This window comes from Nostoc sp. UIC 10630, from assembly GCF_010747425.1.
Lineage (GTDB): Bacteria > Cyanobacteriota > Cyanobacteriia > Cyanobacteriales > Nostocaceae > Nostoc.
On sequence record NZ_JAAGOG010000124.1, the window covers coordinates 1 to 25,699 of the forward strand.

General features: G+C 39.8%; 24 protein-coding genes and 1 pseudogene. 8 read left to right on the forward strand and 17 right to left on the reverse strand.

The window, feature by feature from the left end; all coding sequences use genetic code 11:
• Positions 1-152, reverse strand: a 152-nt coding sequence (locus tag G1O98_RS38800; RefSeq protein ID WP_194248892.1) for a CTB family bacteriocin, incomplete at its 3' end; no start/stop codon positions are given.
• Positions 153-246: 94 nt separating this feature from the next.
• The gene (locus tag G1O98_RS24615) at positions 247-486 is read right to left on the reverse strand and encodes a CTB family bacteriocin (RefSeq protein ID WP_163933140.1); all 240 of its coding nucleotides are present in this window, start codon (positions 484-486) and stop codon (positions 247-249) included.
• 435 nt (positions 487-921) lie between these two features.
• On the opposite strand from G1O98_RS24615, the gene G1O98_RS24620 reads away from it, so the two are divergent.
• A complete protein-coding gene (locus G1O98_RS24620) occupies positions 922-1,983 on the forward strand; it encodes a DUF3365 domain-containing protein (RefSeq protein WP_163933143.1) in 1,062 nt (353 codons plus the stop codon).
• A 43-nt stretch (positions 1,984-2,026) separates the two neighbouring features.
• A complete protein-coding gene (locus G1O98_RS24625; protein ID WP_012408494.1) occupies positions 2,027-2,821 on the forward strand; it encodes a MinD/ParA family protein in 795 nt (264 codons plus the stop codon).
• A 180-nt stretch (positions 2,822-3,001) separates the two neighbouring features.
• Here G1O98_RS24625 and G1O98_RS24630 read toward each other — a convergent pair.
• The 3 genes and pseudogenes from G1O98_RS24630 to G1O98_RS24640 form a co-directional block, all read right to left on the reverse strand.
• A pseudogene (locus G1O98_RS24630) lies at positions 3,002-5,596 on the reverse strand (chloride channel protein).
• Between the two features lie 263 nt (positions 5,597-5,859).
• Complete coding sequence (locus G1O98_RS24635) at positions 5,860-6,444, reverse strand: Uma2 family endonuclease (RefSeq protein WP_163933146.1); 585 nt, start codon at positions 6,442-6,444, stop codon at positions 5,860-5,862.
• Positions 6,445-6,560: 116 nt separating this feature from the next.
• Entirely contained in the window at positions 6,561-7,199 is a 639-nt protein-coding gene (locus G1O98_RS24640; RefSeq protein WP_100900226.1) for a peroxiredoxin, read from the reverse strand.
• Positions 7,200-7,631: 432 nt separating this feature from the next.
• On the opposite strand from G1O98_RS24640, the gene G1O98_RS24645 reads away from it, so the two are divergent.
• A complete protein-coding gene (locus G1O98_RS24645; protein WP_163933149.1) occupies positions 7,632-8,345 on the forward strand; it encodes a hypothetical protein in 714 nt (237 codons plus the stop codon).
• Here G1O98_RS24645 and hpsP read toward each other — a convergent pair.
• The 7 genes from hpsP to glmM all read right to left on the reverse strand — a co-directional run bounded on the left by hpsP (position 8,342) and on the right by glmM (position 17,358).
• Positions 8,342-9,511 carry a hormogonium polysaccharide biosynthesis glycosyltransferase HpsP gene (hpsP, locus tag G1O98_RS24650; protein ID WP_163933190.1) on the reverse strand — a complete coding sequence of 390 codons (1,170 nt, stop codon included), beginning with the start codon at positions 9,509-9,511 and terminating at the stop codon, positions 8,342-8,344. The genes G1O98_RS24645 and hpsP overlap by 4 nt on opposite strands.
• Positions 9,512-9,567: 56 nt before the next feature.
• Positions 9,568-10,743, reverse strand: a complete 1,176-nt coding sequence (gene hpsO / locus G1O98_RS24655) for a hormogonium polysaccharide biosynthesis glycosyltransferase HpsO (RefSeq protein WP_163933152.1) — start codon at positions 10,741-10,743, stop codon at positions 9,568-9,570.
• Between the two features lie 66 nt (positions 10,744-10,809).
• Positions 10,810-11,790 carry a hormogonium polysaccharide biosynthesis glycosyltransferase HpsN gene (gene hpsN, locus G1O98_RS24660; RefSeq protein WP_163933155.1) on the reverse strand — a complete coding sequence of 327 codons (981 nt, stop codon included), beginning with the start codon at positions 11,788-11,790 and terminating at the stop codon, positions 10,810-10,812.
• A gap of 136 nt (positions 11,791-11,926) precedes the next feature.
• On the reverse strand, positions 11,927-13,087 hold the full coding sequence (locus G1O98_RS24665; RefSeq protein ID WP_163933158.1) for a glycosyltransferase family 4 protein: 1,161 nt from the start codon (positions 13,085-13,087) through the stop codon (positions 11,927-11,929).
• 11 nt (positions 13,088-13,098) lie between these two features.
• The gene (gene hpsL, locus G1O98_RS24670) at positions 13,099-14,754 is read right to left on the reverse strand and encodes a hormogonium polysaccharide biosynthesis protein HpsL (RefSeq protein ID WP_163933161.1); all 1,656 of its coding nucleotides are present in this window, start codon (positions 14,752-14,754) and stop codon (positions 13,099-13,101) included.
• A 36-nt stretch (positions 14,755-14,790) separates the two neighbouring features.
• Positions 14,791-15,558, reverse strand: a complete 768-nt coding sequence (locus tag G1O98_RS24675; RefSeq protein ID WP_163933164.1) for a glycosyltransferase family A protein — start codon at positions 15,556-15,558, stop codon at positions 14,791-14,793.
• A 327-nt stretch (positions 15,559-15,885) separates the two neighbouring features.
• Positions 15,886-17,358 carry a phosphoglucosamine mutase gene (glmM, locus tag G1O98_RS24680; protein ID WP_163933167.1) on the reverse strand — a complete coding sequence of 491 codons (1,473 nt, stop codon included), beginning with the start codon at positions 17,356-17,358 and terminating at the stop codon, positions 15,886-15,888.
• Positions 17,359-17,918: 560 nt separating this feature from the next.
• On the opposite strand from glmM, the gene G1O98_RS24685 reads away from it, so the two are divergent.
• Complete coding sequence (locus G1O98_RS24685) at positions 17,919-18,635, forward strand: heme oxygenase (biliverdin-producing) (protein WP_163933170.1); 717 nt, start codon at positions 17,919-17,921, stop codon at positions 18,633-18,635.
• On the forward strand, positions 18,604-18,762 hold the full coding sequence (locus tag G1O98_RS24690; RefSeq protein WP_163933173.1) for a hypothetical protein: 159 nt from the start codon (positions 18,604-18,606) through the stop codon (positions 18,760-18,762). Before G1O98_RS24685 ends, G1O98_RS24690 begins: the two co-directional genes overlap by 32 nt.
• 276 nt (positions 18,763-19,038) lie before the next feature.
• Here G1O98_RS24690 and G1O98_RS39070 read toward each other — a convergent pair whose 3' ends face one another.
• Complete coding sequence (locus G1O98_RS39070; RefSeq protein WP_175586857.1) at positions 19,039-19,395, reverse strand: hypothetical protein; 357 nt, start codon at positions 19,393-19,395, stop codon at positions 19,039-19,041.
• A 695-nt stretch (positions 19,396-20,090) separates the two neighbouring features.
• Here G1O98_RS39070 and G1O98_RS24700 point away from each other — a divergent pair.
• Positions 20,091-21,275 (forward strand): acyl-CoA dehydrogenase family protein, encoded by a 1,185-nt coding sequence (locus G1O98_RS24700; RefSeq protein ID WP_163933175.1) that lies wholly within the window; start codon positions 20,091-20,093, stop codon positions 21,273-21,275.
• A 66-nt stretch (positions 21,276-21,341) separates the two neighbouring features.
• Here the strand turns inward: G1O98_RS24700 and G1O98_RS24705 are convergent, their stop codons facing one another.
• Positions 21,342-22,577, reverse strand: a complete 1,236-nt coding sequence (locus G1O98_RS24705) for a tetratricopeptide repeat protein (RefSeq protein WP_163933178.1) — start codon at positions 22,575-22,577, stop codon at positions 21,342-21,344.
• Positions 22,578-22,684: 107 nt separating this feature from the next.
• On the opposite strand from G1O98_RS24705, the gene cobW reads away from it, so the two are divergent.
• Positions 22,685-23,725 carry a cobalamin biosynthesis protein CobW gene (cobW, locus tag G1O98_RS24710; protein ID WP_163933181.1) on the forward strand — a complete coding sequence of 347 codons (1,041 nt, stop codon included), beginning with the start codon at positions 22,685-22,687 and terminating at the stop codon, positions 23,723-23,725.
• Between the two features lie 96 nt (positions 23,726-23,821).
• Entirely contained in the window at positions 23,822-24,292 is a 471-nt protein-coding gene (locus G1O98_RS24715; RefSeq protein ID WP_163933184.1) for an ABA4-like family protein, read from the forward strand.
• A 48-nt stretch (positions 24,293-24,340) separates the two neighbouring features.
• On the opposite strand, the gene G1O98_RS24720 is transcribed toward G1O98_RS24715, so the two are convergent.
• The 3 genes from G1O98_RS24720 to G1O98_RS24730 form a co-directional block, all read right to left on the reverse strand.
• The gene (locus G1O98_RS24720) at positions 24,341-24,556 is read right to left on the reverse strand and encodes an acetyltransferase (RefSeq protein WP_163933187.1); all 216 of its coding nucleotides are present in this window, start codon (positions 24,554-24,556) and stop codon (positions 24,341-24,343) included.
• A gap of 280 nt (positions 24,557-24,836) precedes the next feature.
• On the reverse strand, positions 24,837-25,145 hold the full coding sequence (locus G1O98_RS24725) for a DUF3181 family protein (protein ID WP_114082015.1): 309 nt from the start codon (positions 25,143-25,145) through the stop codon (positions 24,837-24,839).
• A gap of 119 nt (positions 25,146-25,264) precedes the next feature.
• The gene (locus G1O98_RS24730) at positions 25,265-25,522 is read right to left on the reverse strand and encodes a 2TM domain-containing protein (protein WP_114082016.1); all 258 of its coding nucleotides are present in this window, start codon (positions 25,520-25,522) and stop codon (positions 25,265-25,267) included.
• Positions 25,523-25,699: the final 177 nt, after the last annotated feature.

The window sequence follows — 25,699 nt, forward strand, 5'->3', positions numbered from 1 at the left end:
GAACTAATACCGCCATTAGCACCGAGAACAGTTGCACCCGCTTGCTGATCAATTGCGTTGTAGTTGTCAGCATCGACGAAGCTAAAAGCACCACCAGCTACGTTGTCCAATTCTTCAGAAGATAATTCTATGGGTTGAATGTTGTCAGACATGATGTTTTCTCCTTAATGTGTAATGTGTTTAATGTGTGTTCTATCAAGCAGAACGCTTTATTGAATTCTGCTCTGTGTAATTAGTGTTCTGTTACTAATTCTCGAGAGTGGAAGGAAACAAGCCAGTTGCTTTGATTTCGTGCAAACTTTGATGAGATACAGCAGTTTGCTGAGTGTTCAAAGAACTAATACCGCCATTAGCACCGAGAACAGTTGCACCCGCTTGCTGATCAATTGCGTTGTAGTTGTCAGCATCGACGAAGCTAAAAGCACCACCAGCTACGTTGTCCAATTCTTCAGCAGATAATTCTACGGGTTGAATGTTGTCAGACATGATGTTTTTTCCTTAATGTGTAATGTGTGTTGTATCAAGCAGAAAGAGTGATTTGCTGGTTAGTCGCTTACCGCTTCCCTCGCTTGATGTCTCTAGAATACGAAATCAACTTAGTTATGTACATCTGAAAAACGTCTAGGATTTTACCTAAGCGAAGTAAGTAGATGTGGTCTGACTTTCGCTATATGGTATTGGGCAATAGGTAAGACTTTCGTCATAGGCTAACCAAGCTAGTTACTACAAAAGTCATGGATTTGCTTGCAGATGTGGCATTTCACTGCAATATCGTAGTATGACTAAACGTAGAAGCATGAATGCAAAACTAGGATTAATCCTAATAAATGAGAGTATTTTACATCCATCACTAACTAAACTAAATTAAGAAATTATAGTTATCAGTTTCTAGCAATGTTGTAAATAAAAACTCAAACAACAATGTTTAATAGATTCAAATTAGCAACTAAATTTACTTTACTTTTATTACTGGTGTTCATCGGTGCGATCGCGGTTAGTGGTTTTGCTTTATCTCATGCACTTGAGCAAAAAGCAGAAGCCGAAATCGCTTATCGTAGCCAAGTTATTGCAGAAACTATGAACTCAGTGAGGAACTATACACACACGCGTATCAATCCTATTCTGACACCTATGCTGGACACTCAAGCCACATTTATCCCTGAAGTTGTTCCCAGCTTTGCAGTAAGAGAAGTGTTTGATAATCTTCGGAAAAACGAAGAGTTTAAAGATTTTTTATACAAAGATGCCAACCTAAACCCGACTAACTTACGAGATAAAGCAGATGTATTTGAAACGGAACTTATCGAACGATTTCGCAAGGAGCCAGGGTTGAAAAACATATCCGGTTTTCATCAATCTTATGACGAGAAAATGTTTTATAACGCTCGTCCATTTTCCATTAATAATCCAACGTGTCTACGCTGTCATAGCACTCCTGAAGTTGCTCCCAAAAGTCAGATTGCTAGTTATGGTTCAGAAAATGGCTTTGGGTGGAAACTCAATGAAATTTTAGGCACACAAATTATTTATATTCCTGCCAAGCAAGTCTTTGAGGATGCTCATCGTGCTTTTGTTCTATTCATTAGCTTATTTATTACGATCTTCGCCATCATGATTTTGCTCATTAATTATTTGTTAAAGCGAAATGTACTACAACCGCTTAAACCAATGGCTCAACTTGCTCAGAAAATTAGTATGAATGAAATTAGTGTCGAAGAAGCACAAGAGTACGATCGTGAAAAGCTAACATCGATTGTGCAACGTCATGATGAGTTAGGACAATTAGGACGAGTTTTTCAACGCATGGTGCATGAAATTTCTGCCCGTGAACAACAATTCAGACAACAGTTGCATACACTGCGTATAGAAGTTGATGAAGCTAAACGTGCGCGTGAAGTTGCAGAAATTGCTGAATCAAAAACATTCCAAAAATTGCAGGAGGAGGCAAAAGAAATCAGAAATAAACGAAATGCTCCAAATTAATAATTAATAATTACGAATTAAAAATTAGTATTGAGGATTTATTATGTCTGAAATTATTTCCATTCACTCATTTCGAGGCGGAACTGGTAAGTCAAATGTCACGAGTAATCTTGCTGCCCTAATCGCTCGTTCTGGAAAGCGAGTTGGGATAGTTGATACAGATATCCAATCTCCTGGAATCCACGTTCTATTTGGTCTTGAACAAGAACGAATCCGCTACACCTTGAACGATTATCTTTGGGGTCGTTGTCAAATTGAAGAAGCAGTTTATGACGTTAGCGCCATTCTCAAACAAAAACAAACATTTTTTGGTCGCCAGGGAAGTGTTCATCTAATTCCTTCCAGCATTAAGATGAGTGACATTTCTCGAATCTTGCGCGAGGGCTATGACGCACGCCGGCTGAATGATGGTTTACATAATTTAGTTCGTCGTTTAAAACTTGACTATCTGTTGATCGATACTCATCCTGGCATTAACGAAGAAACATTGCTATCTATTATTCTTTCTGATGTCTTGGTGCTGATTCTCCGTCCAGATAAACAGGATTATCAAGGTACAGCAGTAGCGATAGATGTTGCTCGTAAGCTAGAAGTACCTAAAATGCTAATAGTGATCAACAAAGCTCTGCCATCTTTAGATTTCAAAGAGTTAGGGAAACGAGTGGAGAATACCTACAAAACCCCTGTGGCTGGAATACTCCCTGTTTGTGAAGAGATGTTTGAATTAGGGAGTGGTGGAATTTTCTGTTTGCGGTATCCAGATCATTCATGGACTCAAAAAATTAGTGCGATCGCCAAACAAATCACTGGTTCTGGAGTCAGATTGTTTGCTAAATAAGCGTTAGTTATCAAGGGTGGGTACTAGGGTAACAGATTTGAAAAACTGGACGAGTGCATTAACTGGAGCAGTATTATTGCTCATAGCTGCCCTAATTAAGGTGCAACCTTTACTGTATACTCGCCGATGAAAGTCAAAACTAATGCGTAATTTCTTATGTGTAAGCTTGCACCTACGTAATTAAGTTTTGACCATAATAACTGTGCAATTACTCTTGCGAGAAATATTTTCTGCAATATTTCCTTGAATTACCTGTTGTAGTAGACTTTCACGGCTAGCTCCCAAAACAATAGCATCACTATTGTCTTGCTGGGCGCATTCAAGTACAGCCTCAGAAACAGAATTGGCTTGGACTGGAGTCGCCACCACTTTACCTTTAACTCGGCGTTGGAGAAAGTGAACAGATTTATCTAGTAATGTTGTGTCAGGTAGAGACTTAGTAGGCTGGAATATTTGACATAGATTGATTTGGGGGGATTTACTTAAGGAAGCAAGAGCAGGTAATAACCGAATTGCTTGGCTGGAGTTAGGGCCACCTGCCATTGGCAGCAACCAACGGTCAAAAGCTCTTTTATCATCCAATTTAGCCAAGACAACATCACAACCTGCCTGTCGAATTATGGTATCTACCACTCGGCTGAAAACTCTACCAGGAGTTGATGTAGTGCCTTTCCATCCCATTAATACCAAATCAATGTGTCGATCTTTGACAGTCTCCAAAATTGCTCCAGCGACATTATGGGTAACTCGAATCTGGGTGTGAACGGGAATCCGCCACTTCTCTCCTAACAGTATTGCTTTCTGTAAAAGCTCAAGGCTTTTGGTAATTTGTACTGGTGTTTCAGATGGGATACGGTTAGATGGAACAATAATTACTTGTAGGCATTCTATTTCGTAATTGTTAGCTCTAGCGATCGCCCCAGCCATTTCCAATAAAGTCTCGGCTGTCTGTGGATGCGAAAGTGGTACTAGTAACCTTCCTTTGCCTGTAGCTGGAGCGCGAGTTTGGTAAATCACATAAGAAGGTGCTGATTTCGATTCTATCTGTTGGGTATTACCACTCAACCTCTCTGCTTCTACACGGATAATATCACTACGAGTAATAATTCCTACTAGCTTCCGACCTTCTGTAACAGGCAAGCAACTTAGGTGATAACGATTAAGTATATGCAGCACATAAGCCAGCGTCGCTGTGGGACTCGCTGTTACTGGCTCTGGTGTCATAATCTTGTTGATAGTTGTATTTCCACTTAACTGTTGCGAGGCAAGATTAACTAAATCTTTCTGAGTGATAATGCCAACAACTTTACCTTTTTCTAAAATTGGGAAGTTGCGATGGTGAGAGTCGGAAAATGCCTGCACTGCCTCATCAATACTCATCTGGCTAGATAGGGTTTCGACACGTCGCTGCATCACATCTGCGGCAGTTATTTGTGCTAAAATTCCCTCTGTGCCTGGCTCTTTTGTAATGTGAATCCCTTTCTACTCTAGTAGAAGGTCATAGAGCGATCGCGGGTCAATTTTTTCTGCTACTAAATAAGCAATCACAGATACAATCATTAACGGTAGCACCAGATTGAAATCTGTCGTCATCTCAAACACAATGACGACTGCTGTAATCGGCACTTTAGAGACGGCGCTAAAAAGTGCAGCCATCCCCACATGAGCGTAGGTTGTTGCAGCACTCATTCCCAGCAAACTCTGTTCGACAGCACCAACCAAATAGCCAAGGGCAGCACCCAAGACCAATGTGGGAACCAGCAAACCCCCTGGCGCTCCTGAGCCGTAGGTTAAAATAATTAGGGTAAATTGGACTAAAAGAGCGATCGCTGCAAATAGCCAATTACCACTACCTACAAGCAAAATTTCTCTCAGCCCAGCATTATTGCGAAAGGTGACAGGTAACAGAGCGATCGCAACACCAGTCACTAACCCCACAATTCCAATTCGCCAGGGTAAACTCAGGTTGAGGAAACGCCGATTAATTGCCAGACTTGCAAGAATACTTTTATTAAACAGAATGCCTATTAGCCCAGCCAGCACCCCTAAAATCAAGTAGAAAGGGATTTCCTGAGCGAAGAAAGTGGTATGTGAAAATCCTAAATCCAGATGATTCAGATCCAAGCTGTGACTACCATACAGTCTGGAGATGACTGAAGCGATGAAAGAAGCCAAAATCGCAGTGCCAAGAGTGATACCTGACACATCTTGGAGTAATTCTTCCACTACAAACAGCACACCGGCGATCGGTGCATTAAAAGCCGCTGCTAATCCAGCCCCGGCTCCGGCGGCGATCAGTTGGCGGCGATGCTCTGGTGAAGTCGGTACCCAGTTACTAAGTTGATTTGCCAAAGCTGCCCCAATTTGGACAGTTGGCCCTTCCCGTCCTAAAGGCATTCCAGAACCCAGAACTAGTGTAGCGCTGACCAGCTTGACCAAAGCGATTCGCAGATTTAATGGCATCGGCACACGAGCCAATACCGCTTTCACTTCAGACATCCCACTACCTGATGCTTCAGGTGCGAAGCGCTCTACTAGCCAACCAGCTAAGATTCCCCCTACCAGTCCAATGCCTGGTAGTACCAAGTAAGCAGGCCAGATGTAAGAAAGATGTACTCGCCATGCTCCCGCCCAGTCTACCGCCTGTCCTAGCAGAACTGCTGCTAGCCCAGAAACTAAACCAATTATGCAAGCTTCAACGAAAGCCAAGCGCCTTGGTCGAAGCAGCTGACGGGAAAGCCTCAACCACAGAATTTTTCCCTTGGCTAACAACATATCTGTAGTAATCACTTCTCATATATTAAAGTAATCACTTCTCATATATTAAGCTGTTAAGCATTTAATTTGCACATTGAGATCGCAGGGGGCAGGGGGCAGGGAGCAAGGGAGATGGTTTGTAGCTTTTATTACCTGAAAATGATGCAATTTAAATGACGATTAGCTTAGCACTTTTACTATTCAATTACCCTTAGATGTCACACCAATTTCCCAATTTAAATTGCTGTATCGTCGCCAGCCTAAATTTAAATAAAATTTTCTTACCAAACTTTACTCATATTCAAAAAAAACCCAGGCAATACCGACTCGCCGCTTACAGTGGCAGGATTATCTAAACATTCCTCTGACAATCCAGGACGATAAATATAGACTTTATGCTGCTTACGGTCAATCAACCAGCCTAACTGTATTCCTGGCTCATTCATATATTCTTCCATTTTTTCTTTCAAAGTCTGGAGGTTGTCGCTGGGAGATTTGAGTTCAACTACAAAATCTGGACAAATAGGTACAAACTTTTCTTGTTGTTTTGGAGACAGAGAATTCCACCGTTCTAGCTTAATCCAAGAAGCATCTGGCGATCTGTTTGCACCTGTTGATAGTTTAAATCCAGTACTAGAGTCAAAAGTTATACCTGTACTATCTTGTTCCGACCACACCCACAATTGTCCAAAGATGTTGCCTCCACGGTTGCCTGTTGTACCACCTGTAGGCGGTATAATTGATATCTCTCCAAATTTATTTCGCTCAATGCGTAAGTCTCGATTCATCTGACAGAAATCAAAAAATTGTTCGTCTGTCATTTGCATTGATGACGGAATTTGCAAAACCAAAGGAGATGAAAACATCGGGATTTCCTCCAGGTTCGGATGCCTAGCCCACTGACTATATTCTCACCCAAATAAACAAAGACGCAAAGTTATATCTTTGCGTCTTTGCTTTTTATCCGAAATCATTCTCAGATTTACTTGTTAGGCTGAGGAGTCATCCGCAAATAGGGTTTGATTTCCTCGTAACCTTTGGGGAATTTCTCTTTAAGTACTTCTGGATCTTTGAGTGAGGGGACAATTACAACATCCTCTCCATCTTTCCAGTCAGCTGGTGTCGCCACGCTGTAATTATCAGTCAATTGCAGAGAATCAATTACCCGCAAAAGTTCATCAAAGTTACGTCCCGTGCTGGGAGGATAGGTGAAACTTAGGCGGAGTTTTTTATTGGGGTCAATCACGAACACCGATCGCACTGTCACTGACGCATTAGCATTGGGGTGGATCATGTCGTAAAGCTCAGAAACTTTGCGATCTGCATCCGCCAAAATTGGGTAGTTAAGGGTGGTGCTTTGAGTTTCTTCAATGTCTCCCACCCAGCCTTTGTGAGATTCTACGTCATCAACGCTGAGTGCGATCGCTTTGACATTGCGCTTGTCAAATTCTGGTTTTAGCTTGGCAACTGTGCCAAGTTCTGTTGTACAAACAGGTGTAAAATCAGCAGGGTGAGAGAACAGCACAACCCAGCTGTCACCTGCCCATTGGTAAAAATCGATGTCGCCGTGTGTTGAGGCTTGCGTAAAGTTGGGTACTGTGTCACCTAGACGGAGAGCCATGTGAGATTCCCTGTAGTTAGAAAGGCATATATATTCTAGTATGTCATCATGACATAAAACCCCGATTTCCCAATCGGACTTTAGCAGTTTGAAACAAAATTTTAGGTTGTCAGCGCTCTCAGATCAGTGATTAAAAGGAGGTAAAAACTATTGACTAAAGTACACATATATGCTTTAGTTTATTATTTTTATCTATAGGTTTTTCTTTACATAGAAGATTGCAAATATCAGGGCGATAGCTAACTATAAGCTATTGCACGTCTGGCTTATTGAGTTGCAACATTTCCACATTATTGCAAAATTCCGATAATTTTTCTTCGCATCGATGCAATATTATGAGAAATTTATAAGCTATGACAAATTTAATTGTCACAAAACAAGTAATGAGAATAAAGGTTACAAATATATTTATTATTTTTGAATTTTGAATTAATGATGATAGTAATCCTTTTGGTTATTGGTGTTATCCTCAGCACAACTGCAAGTTTTGTTTTTGGACTTCCTTGGTTGATGCCGATTTTAGGTACTGCTGTTCCCTATCCCATTTTCTTGTTACAAGTGCGTCGTCAAGAATATAAAAGTGCTTTTTGGTGGATGTTATTGTGGGGAGTTTTGCAGAGTATTGCTGTAATTGTAGCAACTGCGATCGCACCAGAAACAGCAGCAAAAGTCATCCTTCGTGGACAGTCATACACTACAGAGATGTTTCACTGGATTCGCACGGGAGAAGGTATGGAAGGTTCACTCAATTTATTTTTACCAAACCATTTATTGCACTACGGGATTTTTTGTATTCTCTGCGTTGCCACTATTAGTAGCGTGGCATTAATATTTGGCACTTGGATGCTGAACTACATGAATTTTTATGTTGCTGAATTGGTAAAAGTTAGTGCTAAACCTTGGTTAGCAGCTATTTTAGGGTGGTATCCTTGGTCACTTCTGCGGATAATCGGGTTTATTGCCACTGGGGTAGCTTTAGCTGCATTAGGATTAAATTTAGTAACTCGCATCAGAGGCGAAGTTCCGAAGTATCCCTTTCCGAAAACTTATATGTTAATTGGGATTGGTTTTGTGATTGCGGATATCGTTGTCAAAGCAATTCTCGCACCTATTTGGCAAAAATTGCTGTTGTCTGCGTTGGGTTAAATTGCCAGAATTTTTTGGTAGGCTTGGATTGTTTGCCTTGCGATCGCATCCCAGCTAAAATTTTCTAAGGCGTACTTTTGGGCATTTAATCCTCGACGTTGTCGTTCTGCGGGATTTTCCAAAGCCTCTTGCAGTAACTCTAACAGTGCTTGGACATCTGTTGCGCCTACCCAACCCGACTCACTATCACGTATTTGTTGACAAATATGCACTTGGTCAGAAATGACTACGGGTACACCTGCAACCATCGCTTCAGCTACAGCAATCCCAAAATTTTCGTAGTAAGAAGGCAAGACAAATAAATCAGCAGCTTGTAGTAAACTGACTTTGAGTTCACCAGTGACAAAGCCTGTAATTGTAGTGTGCGATCGCAGTGGTGAATTTTGAATTTGGGATATTATCTTTTGTTCGTAATCTGGATCTTGAGGATTAGTACCAGCTAAGACAAAATGAAACTTATAACCAACCGCTAACAGCTTCTCTAGCGCCGGAATCAACAAATTTAACCCTTTTTTGGGGTCAATTCGTGACATAAACAGCATCAAAGGCACATCCTTTGGTATTTCTAGCTGATTACATACATTTTTAATAGAAGATTGACGGGGAATCACACCCAAGGGAATCACCAAATCTGGCGTAGATACCCCAAATCTTTCTGATATTTTAGCTTCTTGCTCGCTAGTAAAATGAATTGCTGCCGCACCAGCTAAATTTTGACGTTCTATAATTGCAACATAAAGCTGTTTTAATTGCTTTTTCTTCTGTAAATCAGCCGGATCGAGAGTACCCAAAGGACGGAAAATATAAGGTAGCTTTTGCTGACGACACACAATAGCAGCAGCGCTAATTATTGGGGAGAATAGAGCATGGATATGTGCTATGTCAAACTCGTGAGCGTGAAGTTTTAGCCAGTTTAATAAATCAAGGGAAAATTTGTAGCGACGAAACGGCGCACAATGAAAGTAAATTATTTCATAGCCATCTTGTTTAATTGGGCGATTTAAAGGAACATCTAAAGGTGTTTGACCATTATCGCCATTACTATCAGTTGTGAGAATTGTAACTTCCACCCCCTCTTTTACTAACGCCGGAGCTAGCCCTAGTACCATTTGACTGGGGCCACCGTAAATCAGAGAAATTGAGGGAACTATTTGTAATATTTTCATTTTTTTGTCATTTGTCATTTATCTTTTATCCTTTATTCTTCACTAATGACCAATGACTACTGACTAATGACCAACTCTTGATAAAACTCTAATTGCTGTTTCGCCAAAGCTTTATTTGTATATTGAACCATTGCTTTTTGATAACCCATTTCACCGAGATTATGAGCAAAATCTGGTTTATCCATTAATTGAACTAAGCAATTAGCAAAAGCTTGAACATCACCTTCAGGAAATACTAAGCCAGCATCACCAATTACATAGGGAATTTCACCTGAATCAGAACCAATCACAGGAACTTGGCAAGCCATCGCTTCAATTAGCACATGACCAAATTGCTCTTTCCAGCCAGCAGAAGTTAAGGTTTTAAACTTGTAAGTTGTTTCTGAAGGTAATACTAAAGTACTCATTAAATTTATATAGCTTACAACCTCATCATGAGGAACACTTTCGATTAAAATTAACCGTTCTTTAATATTGTTTTCTGCCGCGATTTTGAGTAATTCAGTCTGCAACTCTCCTCGCCCCAGTAGTAGTAATTTCCAAGGTTTATTTTTCAATGCAATTAAAGCTTGCAAAAGCGTTAATAAACCCTTTTCTTGGACAAATCGCCCTACAAAACCTACTACAAAATCCTCTTTATGAATACCAAATTTAGCTGCTAACTCTGGTTGAGCTTTGGGAGTAAATAAACTTTCATCTACGCCCAGTTGCGGCATGACTTTAATTGCTCCTGTATATCCCCGTTGTCGCAAAACTTCTGCTCCATCCTGATTGCCAGAGATAATGCCGTGGCTGTGGTTGAGGTTATATTTTTCTAATAAAGAAATTGGTAGTTTCAGTTGGTAAGGAAGATTCCACCAAGTAAAAAACACATTTTTTGCCTTGAGTCCTAAGAGCTGATTTAAGGTAATCATCTGAGTATAAGCCAAGGCTCTAGACCCTTGTTCTACTTGGATGATTTGCGGGCGGAATTGTTTTAATAAAGATATCAAATCAGCGCCAAAAGTAAGAAGCCCCTGATGATTTTGACTAAAATTAGAAACTGGAACTATTCTAAATCTGCCTTCATCACGGTATTCTGTTTCAATAATTCTGTTTTGTACACCGCCTGGTTTCCAACGCTTTGGCACTACAACTGTCACTTCAATGTCAGGTTCTAGTTGAGATAAAGCGCGTAACTTCTCACAGTTTAGGTCTACGATATAAGTATGACTAGCAACTAAGATTTTCATTTATCCTTTGTTATTCACTAATGACTAATGACCAATGACCAATGACAAATGACAAATGACTAATAACTAAACTTGTTTATCCAATCGACTGTAAATTTGACCATCATTCCATAGTGATTGGATGACAGTACCCAAGGCTTTGAAAAAACCCAAAATGTAGAAAATACCGCGAGTGGCAATTTTGATGGGGGAACCACTTTTATGGCAAGGTGGTCGTCCCAGAACATGACAGTCAAATAAACGACCGTATAGGCGTAAAGCTTGAGTCGCAGTCAGGTTTTTCAGCCCTAGTAGGAAATGGTTGTGATAAAAGGTGAGTTGATATTTTAGCGATCGCATACTAATATCATGACAACCCCCTGTTTCTTCGCCTAAATGCACCAAATGGGCTTCTGGGTCGTACCAAATCTTATACCCCGTCTGTCTCACCCGCAAACAAAAATCTGACTCTTCGCGCACTGCACTACCGCGAAACCTCTCATCAAACCTCAATCCGTACTTAGTAAATATTTCGCGGCGAAATGACATATTACAACCCCTGGCTGTCAGTACTTGCTGAGGTTTGGTGGTATGTACTAAATCAATATGATACCAAGCAATTCCTGGGTCCATAGCTTCGGGAGGCAGATATTCAATCTGTAAATCTCCTCCAGAATCACCTAATTTCATTCTGTCAAACACCCGTCCGGCGACAGCCCCCACTTCTGGATTTTGCAAATAATTTTTCGCATGGGCTGCTAACAATTCTGGGGTTAGCTGAACATCATCATCAATAAATAATATTATTTCACCACAAGACCGTCGCACAGCATAATTTCGCGCTCCTGGTAAACTTGCCCAATCTAATCGCAACCATTTAATTTTACCTACATCTGCCATCTCTTCTAGGTAGGCTTGAATTTCTGGCTGGTGCGTTGGAGTTTGGTCTATTACTAAAACTTCAAAATTGGGATAATCCTGTTTCAGGACATCTACAATGCTATCTCGTAAAGCTTCCTCTCTACCATAAGTCGGGATAACTACAGAAATTAAAGGATAATTATCCATGATTTTTATTAAGTAATTTTTCTATTTTGATAATAACCTGATAAAAATTAATTTTCATTAACTTTACTAAGCTACTGTTGCCTTAATTTACAGTCAGTCAATAACCGAATAACTGATTAAGATTGCTTTTAATTTTTTATATTCCCACCGCCGCAGCCGCATAGAGATTATCAAATAACTCATTTTGCTTTTCGGAGTTATGTACAAGTTGCGCTTGAGCTAATGCTCCTGCACTTAAAAATTCGTAATGTTCTCGTTTATCACTTCTATCAAGAAATTGCATGATTTGTTGCAATGCTTGTTCTGCTAAATAGTCATAAGTGCTATCGACAATCTCCCAATATTCATCAGTTTTAGTTTTCTCTCCATGTAGCCAATTGCTCCAGTGCCTAATTTCATTAATTGGCAACTCTAAAATATAGCCATTTTCACCATTACGAACAAACTCTGGTAAGGCGCATACATTTGTCGTAATTGCAGGAGTTGCAACAGAAAAACCTTCGATGATACTAAAGCCATAAGTATCATGTAATGTCGCCATTAATTGAAAATGACTTTGCGATAATAACTCAATAACTTTGTCATTAGGAATATTTCTATGAAAGACAACGTTATTTAATTTAAGTAACTTTAAATCCTCTACATATTTACTGCGATCGGGGAAATCAGTTGGAACTCCTGAACCATGTTCCAGTCCCGATATTATATGTACAGTAATGGGCAAACCTAGTTTTTCAGCTTTTTGGGCTAGTCTTAAAGCAACAACTCCGCCTTTACGGGCAATGTGATTTCCAATAAATACAAGCTGGAGATTTTGCTGTTCCTGATAAAGTTTCGATTGCTTAACTTTTATTGGGAAGTTGGGATGAATAACATCCACTTTCTTACTTACTTTTTCTTCTATTTCCCAACCTTCTATCCGCTTGATTAATCTCAACTTGGCATAATCAGAAATTGCAATAATTTTTTGACAATTGTCTAGTGCTAATCGATTATTTAATAATTCATAAATTGCTGCTTCAACTTGATTATGAGGATTTCTATATAAAATACGATGATCCTCAAAAGTAAGAAACCAAGGTTTATTTGTATATAAAATTCTGTTGAAAGAATGAATTGCTTGGTATCTTTGCCATACAGGTTGCCAAGCCATAAAACTGGCTAAAGGATACCAAATTTTTTCTATAGGATATCTGCCTGCGGGGAAAGGCTTGGGGTAGATGAGTGTATGCCGAGAATTTCGAGGTAAGTTGGGAATGCTGAGGTGTTTTTGACCTCCTATGATAACTTTTGCCATTTTTATTTCATTTAAATTGTTTTTAGACGTTTTCTCTTGTTTTTTTGCTCAGGGTCGGCATCTTCCTTATCTTGTTTCTCTAGTTCTGGCAGTTTAAAAAGAACTCCCGCAAAAAACCAATAATAGACAGCAACCGGGTCAACATCTAGAGGATAGTAGTAGGTGTTGTAGCTAATAAACAATATAAACACCCATAAAGCTGCTCCGTAACTGCGGAAATTACGGTTCTTTATGGAGCGATAGGTTTTAAAGCCAATAATTGTTAAACTTGTTACCAAACCCAAAAAAGCCAGTACTCCAATAATTCCAACTTCAAAAAGGACTTTGGGGTAGTAGGTTTCTACCAGTTTAGTTTTACCCATTGCGCGGGCAGAGTTAGTTGCTCGACCTAAGCCACTTCCTAACGGCCCATCTACATTTTTCCAATTCTCTTCAAATTGCTGGACGATAAAATCTTGAGGTGGTGAAGCGTCCCAGCGACTGGTAAAACTCTCGGTTCTCTCTTGGACGACGGTAGGGTTACTTACCATCACAATTCCTAAAACTATAGCCAGTCCTATACCTATGGGGATAAATTTTTTAAGGTTGCCAATTTGACCAGTCAGCAATAGCAAAATCCCGAAGCATATTGGTACTAAGGCTAAGGCAATTCTTTGTCCAGAAATTACAGCATTGATAAAGACTGTCACTAAAGAACCTAAACCGACTATCCGCCAAATAAAAGAGGGATCGGTGAAGCCGGTGGCAAAGGTAAAAAAGGTGCTGGAAATTAAGAACCACGCCCATTGCCAAGGGGCTACAAATGTTCCTGGCAGACGAATTACCCCTTCTTCGGGACTATATAAAAGCGCTCCACCAAAATAACACCGGGCTTCTAATGATGTGACAAATAGGGCATTTCCTTCAAGACCTCTAGTGCCTTGACATATACCAGTTAGTAGTAAGAGGTATTGGATACATCCCAACACACAACAAAACAGTATGAGAACAATTTGGAGGCGCGATAAAAAGAGAAAATCCCGCTTATCCCGAATTAGATAGTAAGCACAACCAATTAGAGGGACATAGCCTAAAAATACTTTTAGCCCCAAAATTCCCATACCTAAAGGTATTTCTTTCTCTACTTTTTCTAATAGTCCGACGCTAGGCGGGTTAAACTGCTGTCCACCATTGACAAATAATAGTGTTAGTACACTGCAAGCCAAAACGATATAAAGCGGAATTTTAATGCCTTGGGGAATAATTAAAGGTAATCCCTGCTTTCGACAAGTTTGCCAAAGTCCAATTAGCGCTGGAACATAAAAGGCATCTTTAGCTAATTGGAGTATGGGACTACTGCCTAAATAGTAGGTGATAGTACCCCCAATAGGTACGTAAATGATGAAGGCATATAGCGCTTGGCGTGGGTATTTGTAAGAAAGGGACATGATGATTATCCCTAAAACACCGGGGACTGCTGCTTTAATTCCACCTACGAAAAAAAGCACAACGCCAACGAATAAACCGCCAAAAATGGCGGTGGTGAGTAAACTAATGAGTTCTTTACGTGCTAGGGCTGCTTTGCGTTTTTGGGCTAACTGTTCTTTGAGACTAAGAGTAGAAGTTTCCTTAGAAGTCTGCTTTTTCGATTTTTTAGATGTCTTGGATTTTGACTTTATTTTCGGCATAGTAGCGCTGTAGCCTATCAGCATCAAAGTAATACATTATACTTGACAAATATTTTGAGATTGCTGTAAGTTGTACAATCCAAATTCGTCCTTAACTGATTGATTTAATAATTTGCGATTAAAAATGTTAAATTTTAATCTTTTGGAATTATCAAAAAGGTTTTCTCCTGTGTCTAGGATATAAACTGCTCCTAGAAATGGTAATGATTTAATAGCTTTTCCTTTATTCTCTAAAATATCCCTAACTTTGCCGTGATCTATATAATATCTATAGTATCCGTAGCCACGATTATACTCTGCGCTTTCGGGCAAATAGTTCAGATCGTAGCGAATAATGTTACAACTACCGCACATTTTATAAAAATTCCTTCTTTTAATATATACATATTTACTACCTTCCTGATATTTATAACCTTTGTTAATAACCCATCCATCCGAATCAGGATGTTGTTGAATAAATTGGGCTAATTTTTTGCTGACACAATCATCAGCATCAATTGCCATAGTGTGAGTTGGAGAAAATTGTTGAGCATAAATCAATCCTTTCAGGATTTTACGCCCTTTATCTGTGTCTCCTTTCGCTACAGGGTTAGTCTCGTTGGGAGGAGAAAAATCAACTGTAACGTATGTAATATGAGAATGATTGAATTCTATTTTTGGCTTTTCGTGACAAACAACAATAACGTGAAAGTTAGGTGAGGTTTGATTGCAAACTGATTTAATGCATCTTTCAAATAATTGGGTAACACGTTCCCAGGAATTGGAAACTTTTGCACTTTTAAGTGGGATAACAAAAACAAGCATGATATTATTTTTAGATCAAGTATAGGAATCTGCTTTGAGTTTTCAAGTTAATTCGCTTAAGAGGCAATAGTAAAAGAAGCATTTTTGAGTATTGCTAAGTTTGTTCAAAAATCAAATATGAGTTTTATAGGAAAGAATCTCGAAGTAAATAATAACACGTTCAGACTGATGTGATGACGTGGTGAGTTTTATGATAATTAATTAATCGGACATTATATAACAATATAAATACAAATGTCACAGCTTCTACAGATAACCAAGGCTGGTTAATTTGTAGAAGCTGTGACGGAAAATTGGCGTTTGTTAAAAGCTGAGATAATAGCTAAGTTAGTCCATCAGATGTTGCTGGACTTTTGAAACTAATTCATTTGTCCAGTAGTTGGTAAGTTCGGCATTGGCGGCTTCTACCATGACTCTGATTACTGGTTCTGTACCAGAGGCGCGAACCAAGATTCTACCAGAATCACCCATTGCAGCTTCGGCAAGGGCGATCGCTTGTTGTACTGGTTCGCAATCTTGCCACCCCAAACGGCGATCGCGATCTGTAACTCGCACGTTCCGCAAGATTTGCGGATATGTCTGGAAGCTTTGATCTACTAAATCTGCTAGAGAAACACCCGCTTCTTTCACCAAAGCTGCTATATGCAAGGCTGTTAACAAGCCATCTCCAGTTACAGCATAATGAGGGCAAAGAATATGACCTGATTGTTCGCCACCTAACATTGCCCCAGTTCGCTGCATTTCGGCTTGTACGTATTGATCGCCGACGGCGGTACGAATTAATTTACCACCAATTTGTTGCCAAGCTTTTTCAAAGCCTAAGTTGGCCATGACTGTAGATACAATCAGGTTGTCTGGTAGTTGTTGGTTTTTTTGTAAATGCCGTCCCCACAAGTAGAGAATGTAATCGCCGTTAACTTGTCTGCCAGTATTGTCTACTGCTAAGACGCGATCGGCATCGCCATCGAAGGCAAAGCCGATATCGGCGTTGTGTTCTTGGACTGTGGCGGCAAGAATATCTAAATGAGTGGAACCGCAGTTAACATTAATGCGATCGCCATCTGCTTCGTTATGCAAGCAGATCACCTCTGCCCCCATTTCTGTAAATACTGATGGCGCTAACCCCACTGCTGCACCCCACGCCAAATCTAAAACAATCTTCATTGCCTGAAGATTGAGGGCACTGTTTAAAGGTTTTTTTAACGCCTCGCCATAATGTCCCACTAACTCAAAACGTGAGTAATGCCGTCCGCAATTACTGACTTTAGCAATGGGTGATATTTTCCCACGCAGCCCCGCTTCTATTTCTGCCTGTAATATTTGCGGTAACTTGCCACCATTTCCAGCAAAAACCTTAATTCCATTATCCTCTGGGGGATTGTGGCTAGCAGAAATCATTACTCCACCGATCGCATCACTGATGCTGGTGAGATAGGCAATGCAAGGAGTGGGACATAATCCCAAATACCAAACTTCTAATCCTGCTGCTGTTAACCCTGCACTCAAAGCCATTGCTAGCATATCGCTGGAGTTTCTAGAGTCCTGTCCGAGAATGACTGGCCCTATTTGAGTAGCATGGTTACGTAAAACAATCCCCGTCCAAAAACCAACTTGCAATGCTAAGGGCGCACTCAGCAATTCTCCGACTCGCCCGCGAATCCCATCTGTACCAAATAAAGGATTTGTCGGTAGTGGGATTAAATTCAGTCCAAAACTGCTTTCAATACCTTTGCCCAATCCTTCAGCTTCGGAAGGAGAATCTCCAGGAATGCCTGGTATCCGAGTTATAGATGAAACCATATATTTAAATACTCCACACAATCACACTGAAAAATAGCACTTAAGACTTTATTCAGCAATTTTGACACGCTTTTTCTCTTTAGAAATTCATCTACTTTTACGTAATTATACTGAACCTCAGACTTTTTAATTGTAAATATTTCATGAAGTCAGTATTGGTTTTTACATTATTAGTAAAGTCTCCACATTTTAGCTAATTATTCCTTTTATGCCATTAGCTTGAGTCGTGATTTTTATCTGTATTTAGTTCACATTTTGCAATGCTATGAACAAGAAATACAATGTAAGGAATATTACCTAGATTTCATTATGAATATTTTTTGGGAAAACTAATAATGAAATCAAAAGTTAGCTTATAACAACAGAAAATCAAAACACCAGAATGTAAAGTTATATTACCGTACTTTTATTGCTGTGTAAAAAACTACAAAGTCATCGCCGCTTAAAAAATTTTAATATAAATTCTCATCAAATAGTTTTAAGGTAACGTTTTAATGGCTTTTTTAGCCGTTAGTGAATTAAAACTCGGCAGTTAACTTTTTAAAGTTGAGAAATTTAGCATGAGCAGCAATTTAGCAACCAAATTACGTGTAGGCACTAAGAAAGCCCACACAATGGCAGAAAATGTAGGTTTTGTCAAGTGCTTTTTAAAAGGAGTAGTCGAAAAAAACTCTTACCGGAAACTAGTTGCTAACTTCTACTTCGTCTACTCAGCGATGGAAGAAGAAATGGAAAAGCACCGCCAGCACCCAATTCTTTCTAAAATCAACTTTCCCCAGCTAAACCGCAAGTATACCTTAGAGCAAGACCTGAGTTATTATTTTGGTGCCAACTGGAGAGAGCAAATCAAACTATCTCCCGCAGGTGAAGCTTATGTAAAGCGCATCCGAGAAATCTCTGCCACAGAACCAGAACTGTTAATCGCTCATTCATATACTCGTTACTTGGGCGACTTATCTGGGGGACAAATTCTCAAAAACATTGCTGTAACAGCGATGAATTTGTCTGATGGGCAAGGAACAGCTTTTTATGAATTTCCAGAAATTCCTGATGAGAAGGGATTTAAAGCAAAGTATCGCCAAATTTTGGATGAATTACCCCTTGACGATGCGACAACCGATCGCATTGTTGATGAAGCAAATGCCGCCTTTGGCACGAACATGAAGATGTTCCAAGAATTGGAAGGCAATTTGATTAAAGCGATCGGTGTAATGGTGTTCAACAGCATTACACGGCGACGGACACGTGGTAGTACTGAACTCGTTACTGCTGAGTAACGGTATTGACATTGCGGAGTATGGTGTGTGGAGTCTAAGTCCAGACAGCCTGATGCAAGATAATTTACAGGTATTTCTGGAACAAGAGCGATTAACGCTCAAATATTTAGGGGCAATAGCCCTGTGACTGTTTTCTATTTGTGAAAGCAAGCATGGGGAGATTGCCCCTCAATTGTGATTAAAGGAGTTAGGAGCCATTCCAATACTTTTCGGATAAACCCAACAATCTCTCTTTTGATCTGGGGAAAGGTTAAAGGGGAAGGGGTAAAGGGTTTGAATTTACCTTTACCCCTTCCCCTTTAACCCTTAACCGAAAAGTATTGGGAGTCATTCAATTTTAGATTTAGTTTTTAAGGTTTTCTTTCAATCCGCAATTGAAAATTAGGTAGTTTCTGGGCGCTCTTCATCCTAAACTGGACATTGCTGTGCGATCGCTATCTTCATCTTGTAGCGGTAAATCATATCTATCATACAGAACTTTTATATGTCGGCTAAATTGCTCCTCGACAAAATAGCTGCTAGAAAATTCACTTGCAAAAAAAACTTGATGAAAGTGATAATCTAGATTTAGTAGATTGTAAACAAGCCTTAAAAAATAATCATCGAGCCAGAAATCTACATCAAATAGTGAAATCCCATATTTTCCTTCCAACCTCCGATTTAAAGTTTTTAGTAACCAAGACCATTGAGGTTTGAGGGTGGGATCGATACGGTTCCCAAATACAGGATTAAAAAGTTGATTTACTTGAGTTGTTCTCACATCAATCACTTTATTTAGTAAATCTGCTGCCTTGATTGGAGATGAATTAAATCAATAGTTAGCAACTACTAAATCATGTAAATAAGCAACTACAATTTTAGGGTTTTCTTTAATGAACTGTGAGCGGCAAACAATTCCTCTGATTGATGTAATTCTTAAACTAAACTACTTGTTTGAGATAAATGCAGCTTTCTCCCTCAGTTTAAATCGCGAAGGACGTTAGAATAATTCGTAATTCGTAATTTAATTATTAACTACGAATTCCAAAATCTGCATTTTTTATCTCAAGCAGAGGCACAGAGAAAAATAGTAAAAGTGCGAGCTAAATAAATGCAAACGGGAACATGTCTGCGTGAAAAAATTTACTTTTCAATCAGCAACGCCAAAAATTTTAACGTTGCTGATATCATTTCTTTGTAAGACTGTGCCAAATTTTATTAGCGTCTTTCTTTGTGTCTACACAAGTAGATTAAAATATTTTTTTCTTTTTGAATCTCAACTAAATATTTTTTATATTGCACTAATAACCTATAGCTTTATCAAAATTAATTTGATTTAAACTTGTCTTTTTAGTTAAAATGTGCAATCATATTTCTATTAGTACGGTAGTTATATCAAAACACTGTAGATTAAAAATTTTCCAGCCAAACTTATAGTTGCTCCTCACAGAACGTTAGCAGGAGAAGTTGCAAGATATGCAATTAATCGAAACTGAAGAATCTCAAAATTATCTTGATTTAGCTAAGTCTTTAGCAAAAGAATTTGCCGAAACTGCTGTAGAGCGGGATGCTCAAGGGGGAACACCAAAACATGAACGCGATCGCTTGCGCCAAAGCAACTTACTGAAACTGATCGTACCCACAGAATACGATGGTTTAGGGCAAAGCTGGATTACTGTTCTGCAAATTACCCGCGAGTTTGCCAAAGTTGATAGCTCTATTGCTCACGTCTTTTCTTACCACCATCTAGGTGTAGTAATTCCGCATATCTTTGGTTCAGCACAACAAAAACAGCGATATTACTCAGAAACTATTCACAACAATTGGTTTTGGTGCAATGCCCTCAACCCTTTAGATAAAAGAACTACTCTGACACCAGAAAATGATTATTTCCGTCTCAACGGCATTAAAAGCTTTTGCTCTGGCTCTCAAGACTCGGATATATTGCCGATTACTGCCACTCATCAAGAAACTGGTGAATTGAATATTCTGGTAATTCCCACCCAACGGCAAGGCGTTACAGTTCATGATGATTGGGATAATATGGGGCAACGCCAAACAGATAGTGGTAGTGTTAATTTTGAAAATGTGTTGGTATACCCTGAAGAAATTCTTGGTAGTAGAGACAAAGCCAATCAACCCTTCAATACTATTCGTGCCTGCTTAACTCAATTGAATCTTGCTAATATCTACCTGGGAATTGCACAGGGAGCATTTGAAGCGGCTAAAACATATACTTCCACTAATACCAAACCTTGGCTGACATCAGGTGTAGAGAGTGCAACCCAAGATCCTTACATCCTTCAGCACTATGGCAAAATCTGGGTTGATCTCCAAGCAGGCGTGTATCTTACTGAGCAGGCAGGAGAATTACTACAAGCAGCTTGGGAGCGGGAATGGTCACTTACCGCCGAAGAACGGGCAGAATGTGCGCTTTTGGTTGCTACTGCCAAAGTCTTCGCAACTAAAGTCGGTTTAGACATTACCAACCGGATATTTGAAGTTATGGGCGCACGTGCTACTAGTGCCAAATATGGCTTTGATCGTTATTGGCGTAATCTCCGCACATTCACTCTGCACGATCCAGTAGATTACAAAATCCAAGAGATCGGAAAGTGGGCATTAAATGAGGAACTGCCAAAACCGAACTTTTATTCATAGTTATAGCGATTCTTTCATCAAGCTAAAGGCGCTTATGTTGCCCACTCCACAAGATTGGATAGTTTATTATGAAGCGATTAAGTTCTTGAGGGCATCTTGAGCATCAGTGTTTTCTGGATCTATTTGCAGCACTTCTCGAAAAACTGCTGCCGCCTCTTGTTTTGAGCCATCACCAGATTCACCATAAGAAATCTCTCTGCCAAGTTTGATGTAAAGTTCTGCCATTTGGCGACGTGGTATTAAATTCGCCAACGGCTGATAAAATTCCATAACAGCAGGAAAGCCTTTTTGCTTGTAAAGTGGCAAGCTGATATTTGAGCAGGTGTCATAACTGCCTTCACCAATTTTTACCACCTTCTGGCAATTTGCCAAGGCTTCATCTAGGTTTCCGTGTTGAGCTAGTGCTTCATTTAATTTACTGTAATAATAATCAGTGGGTTTTGTGGCAACGGCTTGGCGGTAAAGAGCGATCGCTTCTTGGTGTTTTTCTTGTGTCATCAGCACATCACCAAGTTCTACATACCTTGAAGCTTCAGGCTCGATTTTAATTAATTGGCGGTAGGCTGCGATCGCTTCATTTACAAAACCGCGCTTTAATGAGAGTTCAGCTAACTTTTCGTAATAAACTTCATTTTTTGGGTCATTTTTACTCGCTTGACGATAGATTGCGACTGCTTCTGAATATTCGAGAATATCACCCAAACTGTTGTATGCTTGATAGCTCTTTGGGTTAATTTCTAGGGCTTCTCGGTAAGCGGCGATCGCTTCTTCTCGTTTGCCTATTTTGAAGAGGGTATCGGCTAAATTGTTGTAATTATCGTCATCAGGCTCGATTTTAATGGCTTGACGATAAGCCACTACTGCTTCCTCTGGATTGCCCATTGCTATCAAATTCATCGCTAAAATGATGGAAGCTGTATCACTTTTAGCATCGAGTTTGACAGCTTGACGGAAAGCAGCGATCGCTTCTGTGGTTCGTCCCTTTTCAACCAGAAAATTACCTAATTTGAGGTAAATCGCTGCATCGGGAGTTAATTGCAACCCTTGACGATAAGCAGCGATCGTCTCTGCAATCTTGCCTTGGGAAGATAGAATGTCTGCTAGCTTGATGTAGGCATAACTGTTTTTGGAATCCCGTTCAATCAAACTCCGCCAAATATTAGCAGCTTCTTGATAATTTTTCACTTCTTCGGCAGATGTCGCTTTTTGTTCCAACTCCTCTACCGTTTGCGCCACAGTGATTTGTGGAATCAAAACCAAACCTAAACTCAACAAAAACGGTAATATTTTCCGGCTAACCATAGACTTTCAGCTTAAAATAACTAAGTCAATCTTCAAACCAAGCTTAATCTCAGTATTTAAGTTTGTAACCCGTAAAACTTCTCATACTGAGGAAATCAGGCAAAAATATGGCAACGAAAATTCCTGTCACAGTAATTACAGGCTTCTTAGGTAGTGGAAAAACCAGCCTAATTCGCCACCTGCTACAAAACAACCAAGGCCGCCGCATTGCCGTTTTAGTCAATGAATTTGGCGAACTCGGTATTGATGGGGAATTATTAAAATCCTGTCAAATTTGCCCCGGAGATGGTGAGGGTGACACTAATATCTTTGAATTAACCAACGGCTGCTTATGTTGCACCGTGCAGGAAGAGTTTTACCCGACGATGCAAGAGTTAATCAAGCGGCGAGATAGCATCGACTGCATTTTGATTGAAACCTCTGGTTTAGCCTTACCAAAACCATTGGTGAAGGCTTTTCGCTGGCAAGAAATTCGCAACGCCGCCACCGTGGATGCGGTAATTACGGTGGTAGATTGTGCGGCGGTAGCAGCAGGGACATTTGCTAGCGATCCAGATGCGATCGCAGCCCAACGACAAGCAGATGATAGTCTAGAACATGAAACACCCTTACAAGAACTGTTTGAAGACCAACTTGCTTGTGCAGACTTAGTGGTGTTGAATAAAATTGACTTGGTGGATGCTGAGACAAAAGCGAGGGTTGAGGAATTAATTAAGCAAGAGTTGCCCAGAGTGGTGAAGATTGTCGAGAGCGATCGTTCCCAACTAGACGCATCTATATTATTAGGATTCCAAGCCGCAGTTGAAGATAATTTAGATTCTCGTCCCAGTCACCACGATACCGAAGAAGACCACAACCACGATGAAGAAATTACTTCAACTAATTTAGTTTTGGATCGTACCTTTGATCCAGAAAAGCTGCAACAGCAGTTAGAGAAATTAGCACAACAACAAGAAATTTACCGGATAAAAGGCTTTGTTGCAGTGCCAAATAAATCTATGCGTTTGGTGATGCAAGGGGTAGGAACGCGATTTGATAAATTTTACGATCGCCCCTGGAAACCCGAAGAGGCTAGGCAAACCCGTTTAGTTTTTATCGGACGTGATTTGAAGTCTTCAGAAATCGAATCGCAACTTGTAGCTTTATAAGTATACCCAGATCCCCGACTTCTTAAAGAAGTCGGGGATCTATATCCAGTTAATTCAAAATAAATAATAGCTGAAAATTCTTCACTTTACAAAAATATGACGATCTCTCAACTTTTTAACGTCGCCAACCTTTTCGTTTTGCCATTTTGGGCGTTGATGATTTTATTGCCAAACTGGAAAGTTACACGGCAAATAATGTCATCATATTTTCCCTTTGTGTTGTTGGCTGGGGCATATTTGTATTTGTTTATCAGCAGTATTACGCCAGAAAATGCCCAAGCTTTATCAAATCCTCAATTAGCTGATATCGCTAAGTTTTTTACAGATGAAACGGCTGCTGCAACAGGTTGGATTCATTTTCTAGTCATGGATTTATTTGTCGGTCGTTGGATTTATTGGGAAGGGCAAAAAACAGGTATTTGGACAATTCACTCTCTTGCACTGTGTTTGTTTGCTGGCCCTCTGGGATTACTGTCTCACATCTTGACTTACTGGATTGTTAAGACATTTTTCCCGAAATTTCAGCAGAATGAAACGGTAAAGGCAGAAGAAAAAGCTGCGTTATAATTTGGCACTTATTAGGGTAGCATGGCTATGCCACCCTAATATTAATTATTAAGCATTGTCGTGCCGATAGTCGGCATCTAACCAACAGCGTGGTAGAACTTCACCCGAAGGAAAAACGAGATTTTCTTTTTTAAAAGTATCAAGTTGCTGTTCTTCTTGACCTTCTTGGTCTTTTGCGTGAACAACATCATTATTCGGGTCAATTAATTCCTGAATTTCAACAATCTTGACTAATTCGCCACTATCTTTAACTTGTAAAAGCATAGAAATTGCCTCAATGAGTTTGCATGAAAGTTCAAAGCGAGTCTCAATATAAACTCGCTCAAATCTAAACTGATTTTGAACGCGGATATTCCTTAATTATTAAAGGAAATTTTTATCAGAAATCCACACAGAAATTAAACGAGATTCATCTGTGTGTATCTCTAGAGTTAATTTTTATAAAATAGACACAGCAAACATATACCTAATTCAGGAACTAAAATCGAATTAGGAAATGCTGATTAATAAAATTGTCAAACTAAGATAATCTTGGTTCTAGCGATTAGAATTCGCGTTGATATTTTTCCAAAATATCAACTAAAGTAACCTGGCATTGCAGTGGCAGTAAATCGATTAAAGGAATTTCACTTCTACCGCCGCCAATTTTTACTGAAATGGATTCCAAGACTTTTAAAACTTGGTCTTCATTTACACTGTTGGAAGTAATTAAAGGATAGAGTCGTTCCGCAACAAGGGTATGCAGTTTGGCATTGGATAGATAAAGATGCCATTTGGCAATGTCTATGTAGACATTTTCGCCAATTTCAGCTGCTAGGGCTTCTAGTAATTCCGTGGTGTTAGTCTTAGCCATAAAAATAACCCTACATTAAGAAAAAGTGCGAAATCTCAGGCTTTTTTACATTATCACTCAATTAAAAGGCTGATTCCACTACCACAGGTTACAATCGCCCTAGCATTAGTAGTCCGTCTTCAGGTGGATTTGGGTGGAGTTTCGGTGTAGTTAGCGATCGCACTAATATAAATCAGATGCGCTAACACTATTCCTGTCCAACTTAAAGTCACCCAAGGCAGCCACTCCCAGGTAGTGCCTTTCAAAATGTGGAAAAACCACAAGCCAGAGTTAATCGTAGCAGCGATCGCTACATGGGTGGCAAAATTCATCCGGTCATCGATCTTACGATAATCAGCGTCTTTGCGATCGGGTTTGCGAGGCCAACGAGGAGGCATAAATATTTGTTACAGATTTAAATACACCCTATTTATTCTAAGGTTTTTGTGGCAGTGGTTGCTATTAGACCCTTACAACCGGAAGAAGCAGGGGGCAAGGGAGCAGGGGACAAGGGGACAAGAGGTGAGAACTTGAAACAAGTCTTTCCCCTTGTCCCCTTGTCCTCTTCCCAATTC

Excerpts from the sequence above, each read along its gene's own strand:
- G1O98_RS24615 (WP_163933140.1), bottom strand. The coding sequence starts at position 486 with ATGTCTGACAACATTCAACCCGTAGAATTATCTGCTGAAGAATTGGAC.
- G1O98_RS24620 (WP_163933143.1), top strand. The coding sequence starts at position 922 with ATGTTTAATAGATTCAAATTAGCAACTAAATTTACTTTACTTTTATTA.
- G1O98_RS24625 (WP_012408494.1), top strand. The coding sequence starts at position 2,027 with ATGTCTGAAATTATTTCCATTCACTCATTTCGAGGCGGAACTGGTAAG.
- G1O98_RS24635 (WP_163933146.1), bottom strand. The coding sequence starts at position 6,444 with ATGTTTTCATCTCCTTTGGTTTTGCAAATTCCGTCATCAATGCAAATG.
- G1O98_RS24640 (WP_100900226.1), bottom strand. The coding sequence starts at position 7,199 with ATGGCTCTCCGTCTAGGTGACACAGTACCCAACTTTACGCAAGCCTCA.
- G1O98_RS24645 (WP_163933149.1), top strand. The coding sequence starts at position 7,632 with ATGATGATAGTAATCCTTTTGGTTATTGGTGTTATCCTCAGCACAACT.
- hpsP (WP_163933190.1), bottom strand. The coding sequence starts at position 9,511 with ATGAAAATATTACAAATAGTTCCCTCAATTTCTCTGATTTACGGTGGC.
- hpsO (WP_163933152.1), bottom strand. The coding sequence starts at position 10,743 with ATGAAAATCTTAGTTGCTAGTCATACTTATATCGTAGACCTAAACTGT.
- hpsN (WP_163933155.1), bottom strand. The coding sequence starts at position 11,790 with ATGGATAATTATCCTTTAATTTCTGTAGTTATCCCGACTTATGGTAGA.
- G1O98_RS24665 (WP_163933158.1), bottom strand. The coding sequence starts at position 13,087 with ATGGCAAAAGTTATCATAGGAGGTCAAAAACACCTCAGCATTCCCAAC.
- hpsL (WP_163933161.1), bottom strand. The coding sequence starts at position 14,754 with ATGCCGAAAATAAAGTCAAAATCCAAGACATCTAAAAAATCGAAAAAG.
- G1O98_RS24675 (WP_163933164.1), bottom strand. The coding sequence starts at position 15,558 with ATGCTTGTTTTTGTTATCCCACTTAAAAGTGCAAAAGTTTCCAATTCC.
- glmM (WP_163933167.1), bottom strand. The coding sequence starts at position 17,358 with ATGGTTTCATCTATAACTCGGATACCAGGCATTCCTGGAGATTCTCCT.
- G1O98_RS24685 (WP_163933170.1), top strand. The coding sequence starts at position 17,919 with ATGAGCAGCAATTTAGCAACCAAATTACGTGTAGGCACTAAGAAAGCC.
- G1O98_RS24700 (WP_163933175.1), top strand. The coding sequence starts at position 20,091 with ATGCAATTAATCGAAACTGAAGAATCTCAAAATTATCTTGATTTAGCT.
- G1O98_RS24705 (WP_163933178.1), bottom strand. The coding sequence starts at position 22,577 with ATGGTTAGCCGGAAAATATTACCGTTTTTGTTGAGTTTAGGTTTGGTT.
- cobW (WP_163933181.1), top strand. The coding sequence starts at position 22,685 with ATGGCAACGAAAATTCCTGTCACAGTAATTACAGGCTTCTTAGGTAGT.
- G1O98_RS24715 (WP_163933184.1), top strand. The coding sequence starts at position 23,822 with ATGACGATCTCTCAACTTTTTAACGTCGCCAACCTTTTCGTTTTGCCA.
- G1O98_RS24720 (WP_163933187.1), bottom strand. The coding sequence starts at position 24,556 with ATGCTTTTACAAGTTAAAGATAGTGGCGAATTAGTCAAGATTGTTGAA.
- G1O98_RS24725 (WP_114082015.1), bottom strand. The coding sequence starts at position 25,145 with ATGGCTAAGACTAACACCACGGAATTACTAGAAGCCCTAGCAGCTGAA.
- G1O98_RS24730 (WP_114082016.1), bottom strand. The coding sequence starts at position 25,522 with ATGCCTCCTCGTTGGCCTCGCAAACCCGATCGCAAAGACGCTGATTAT.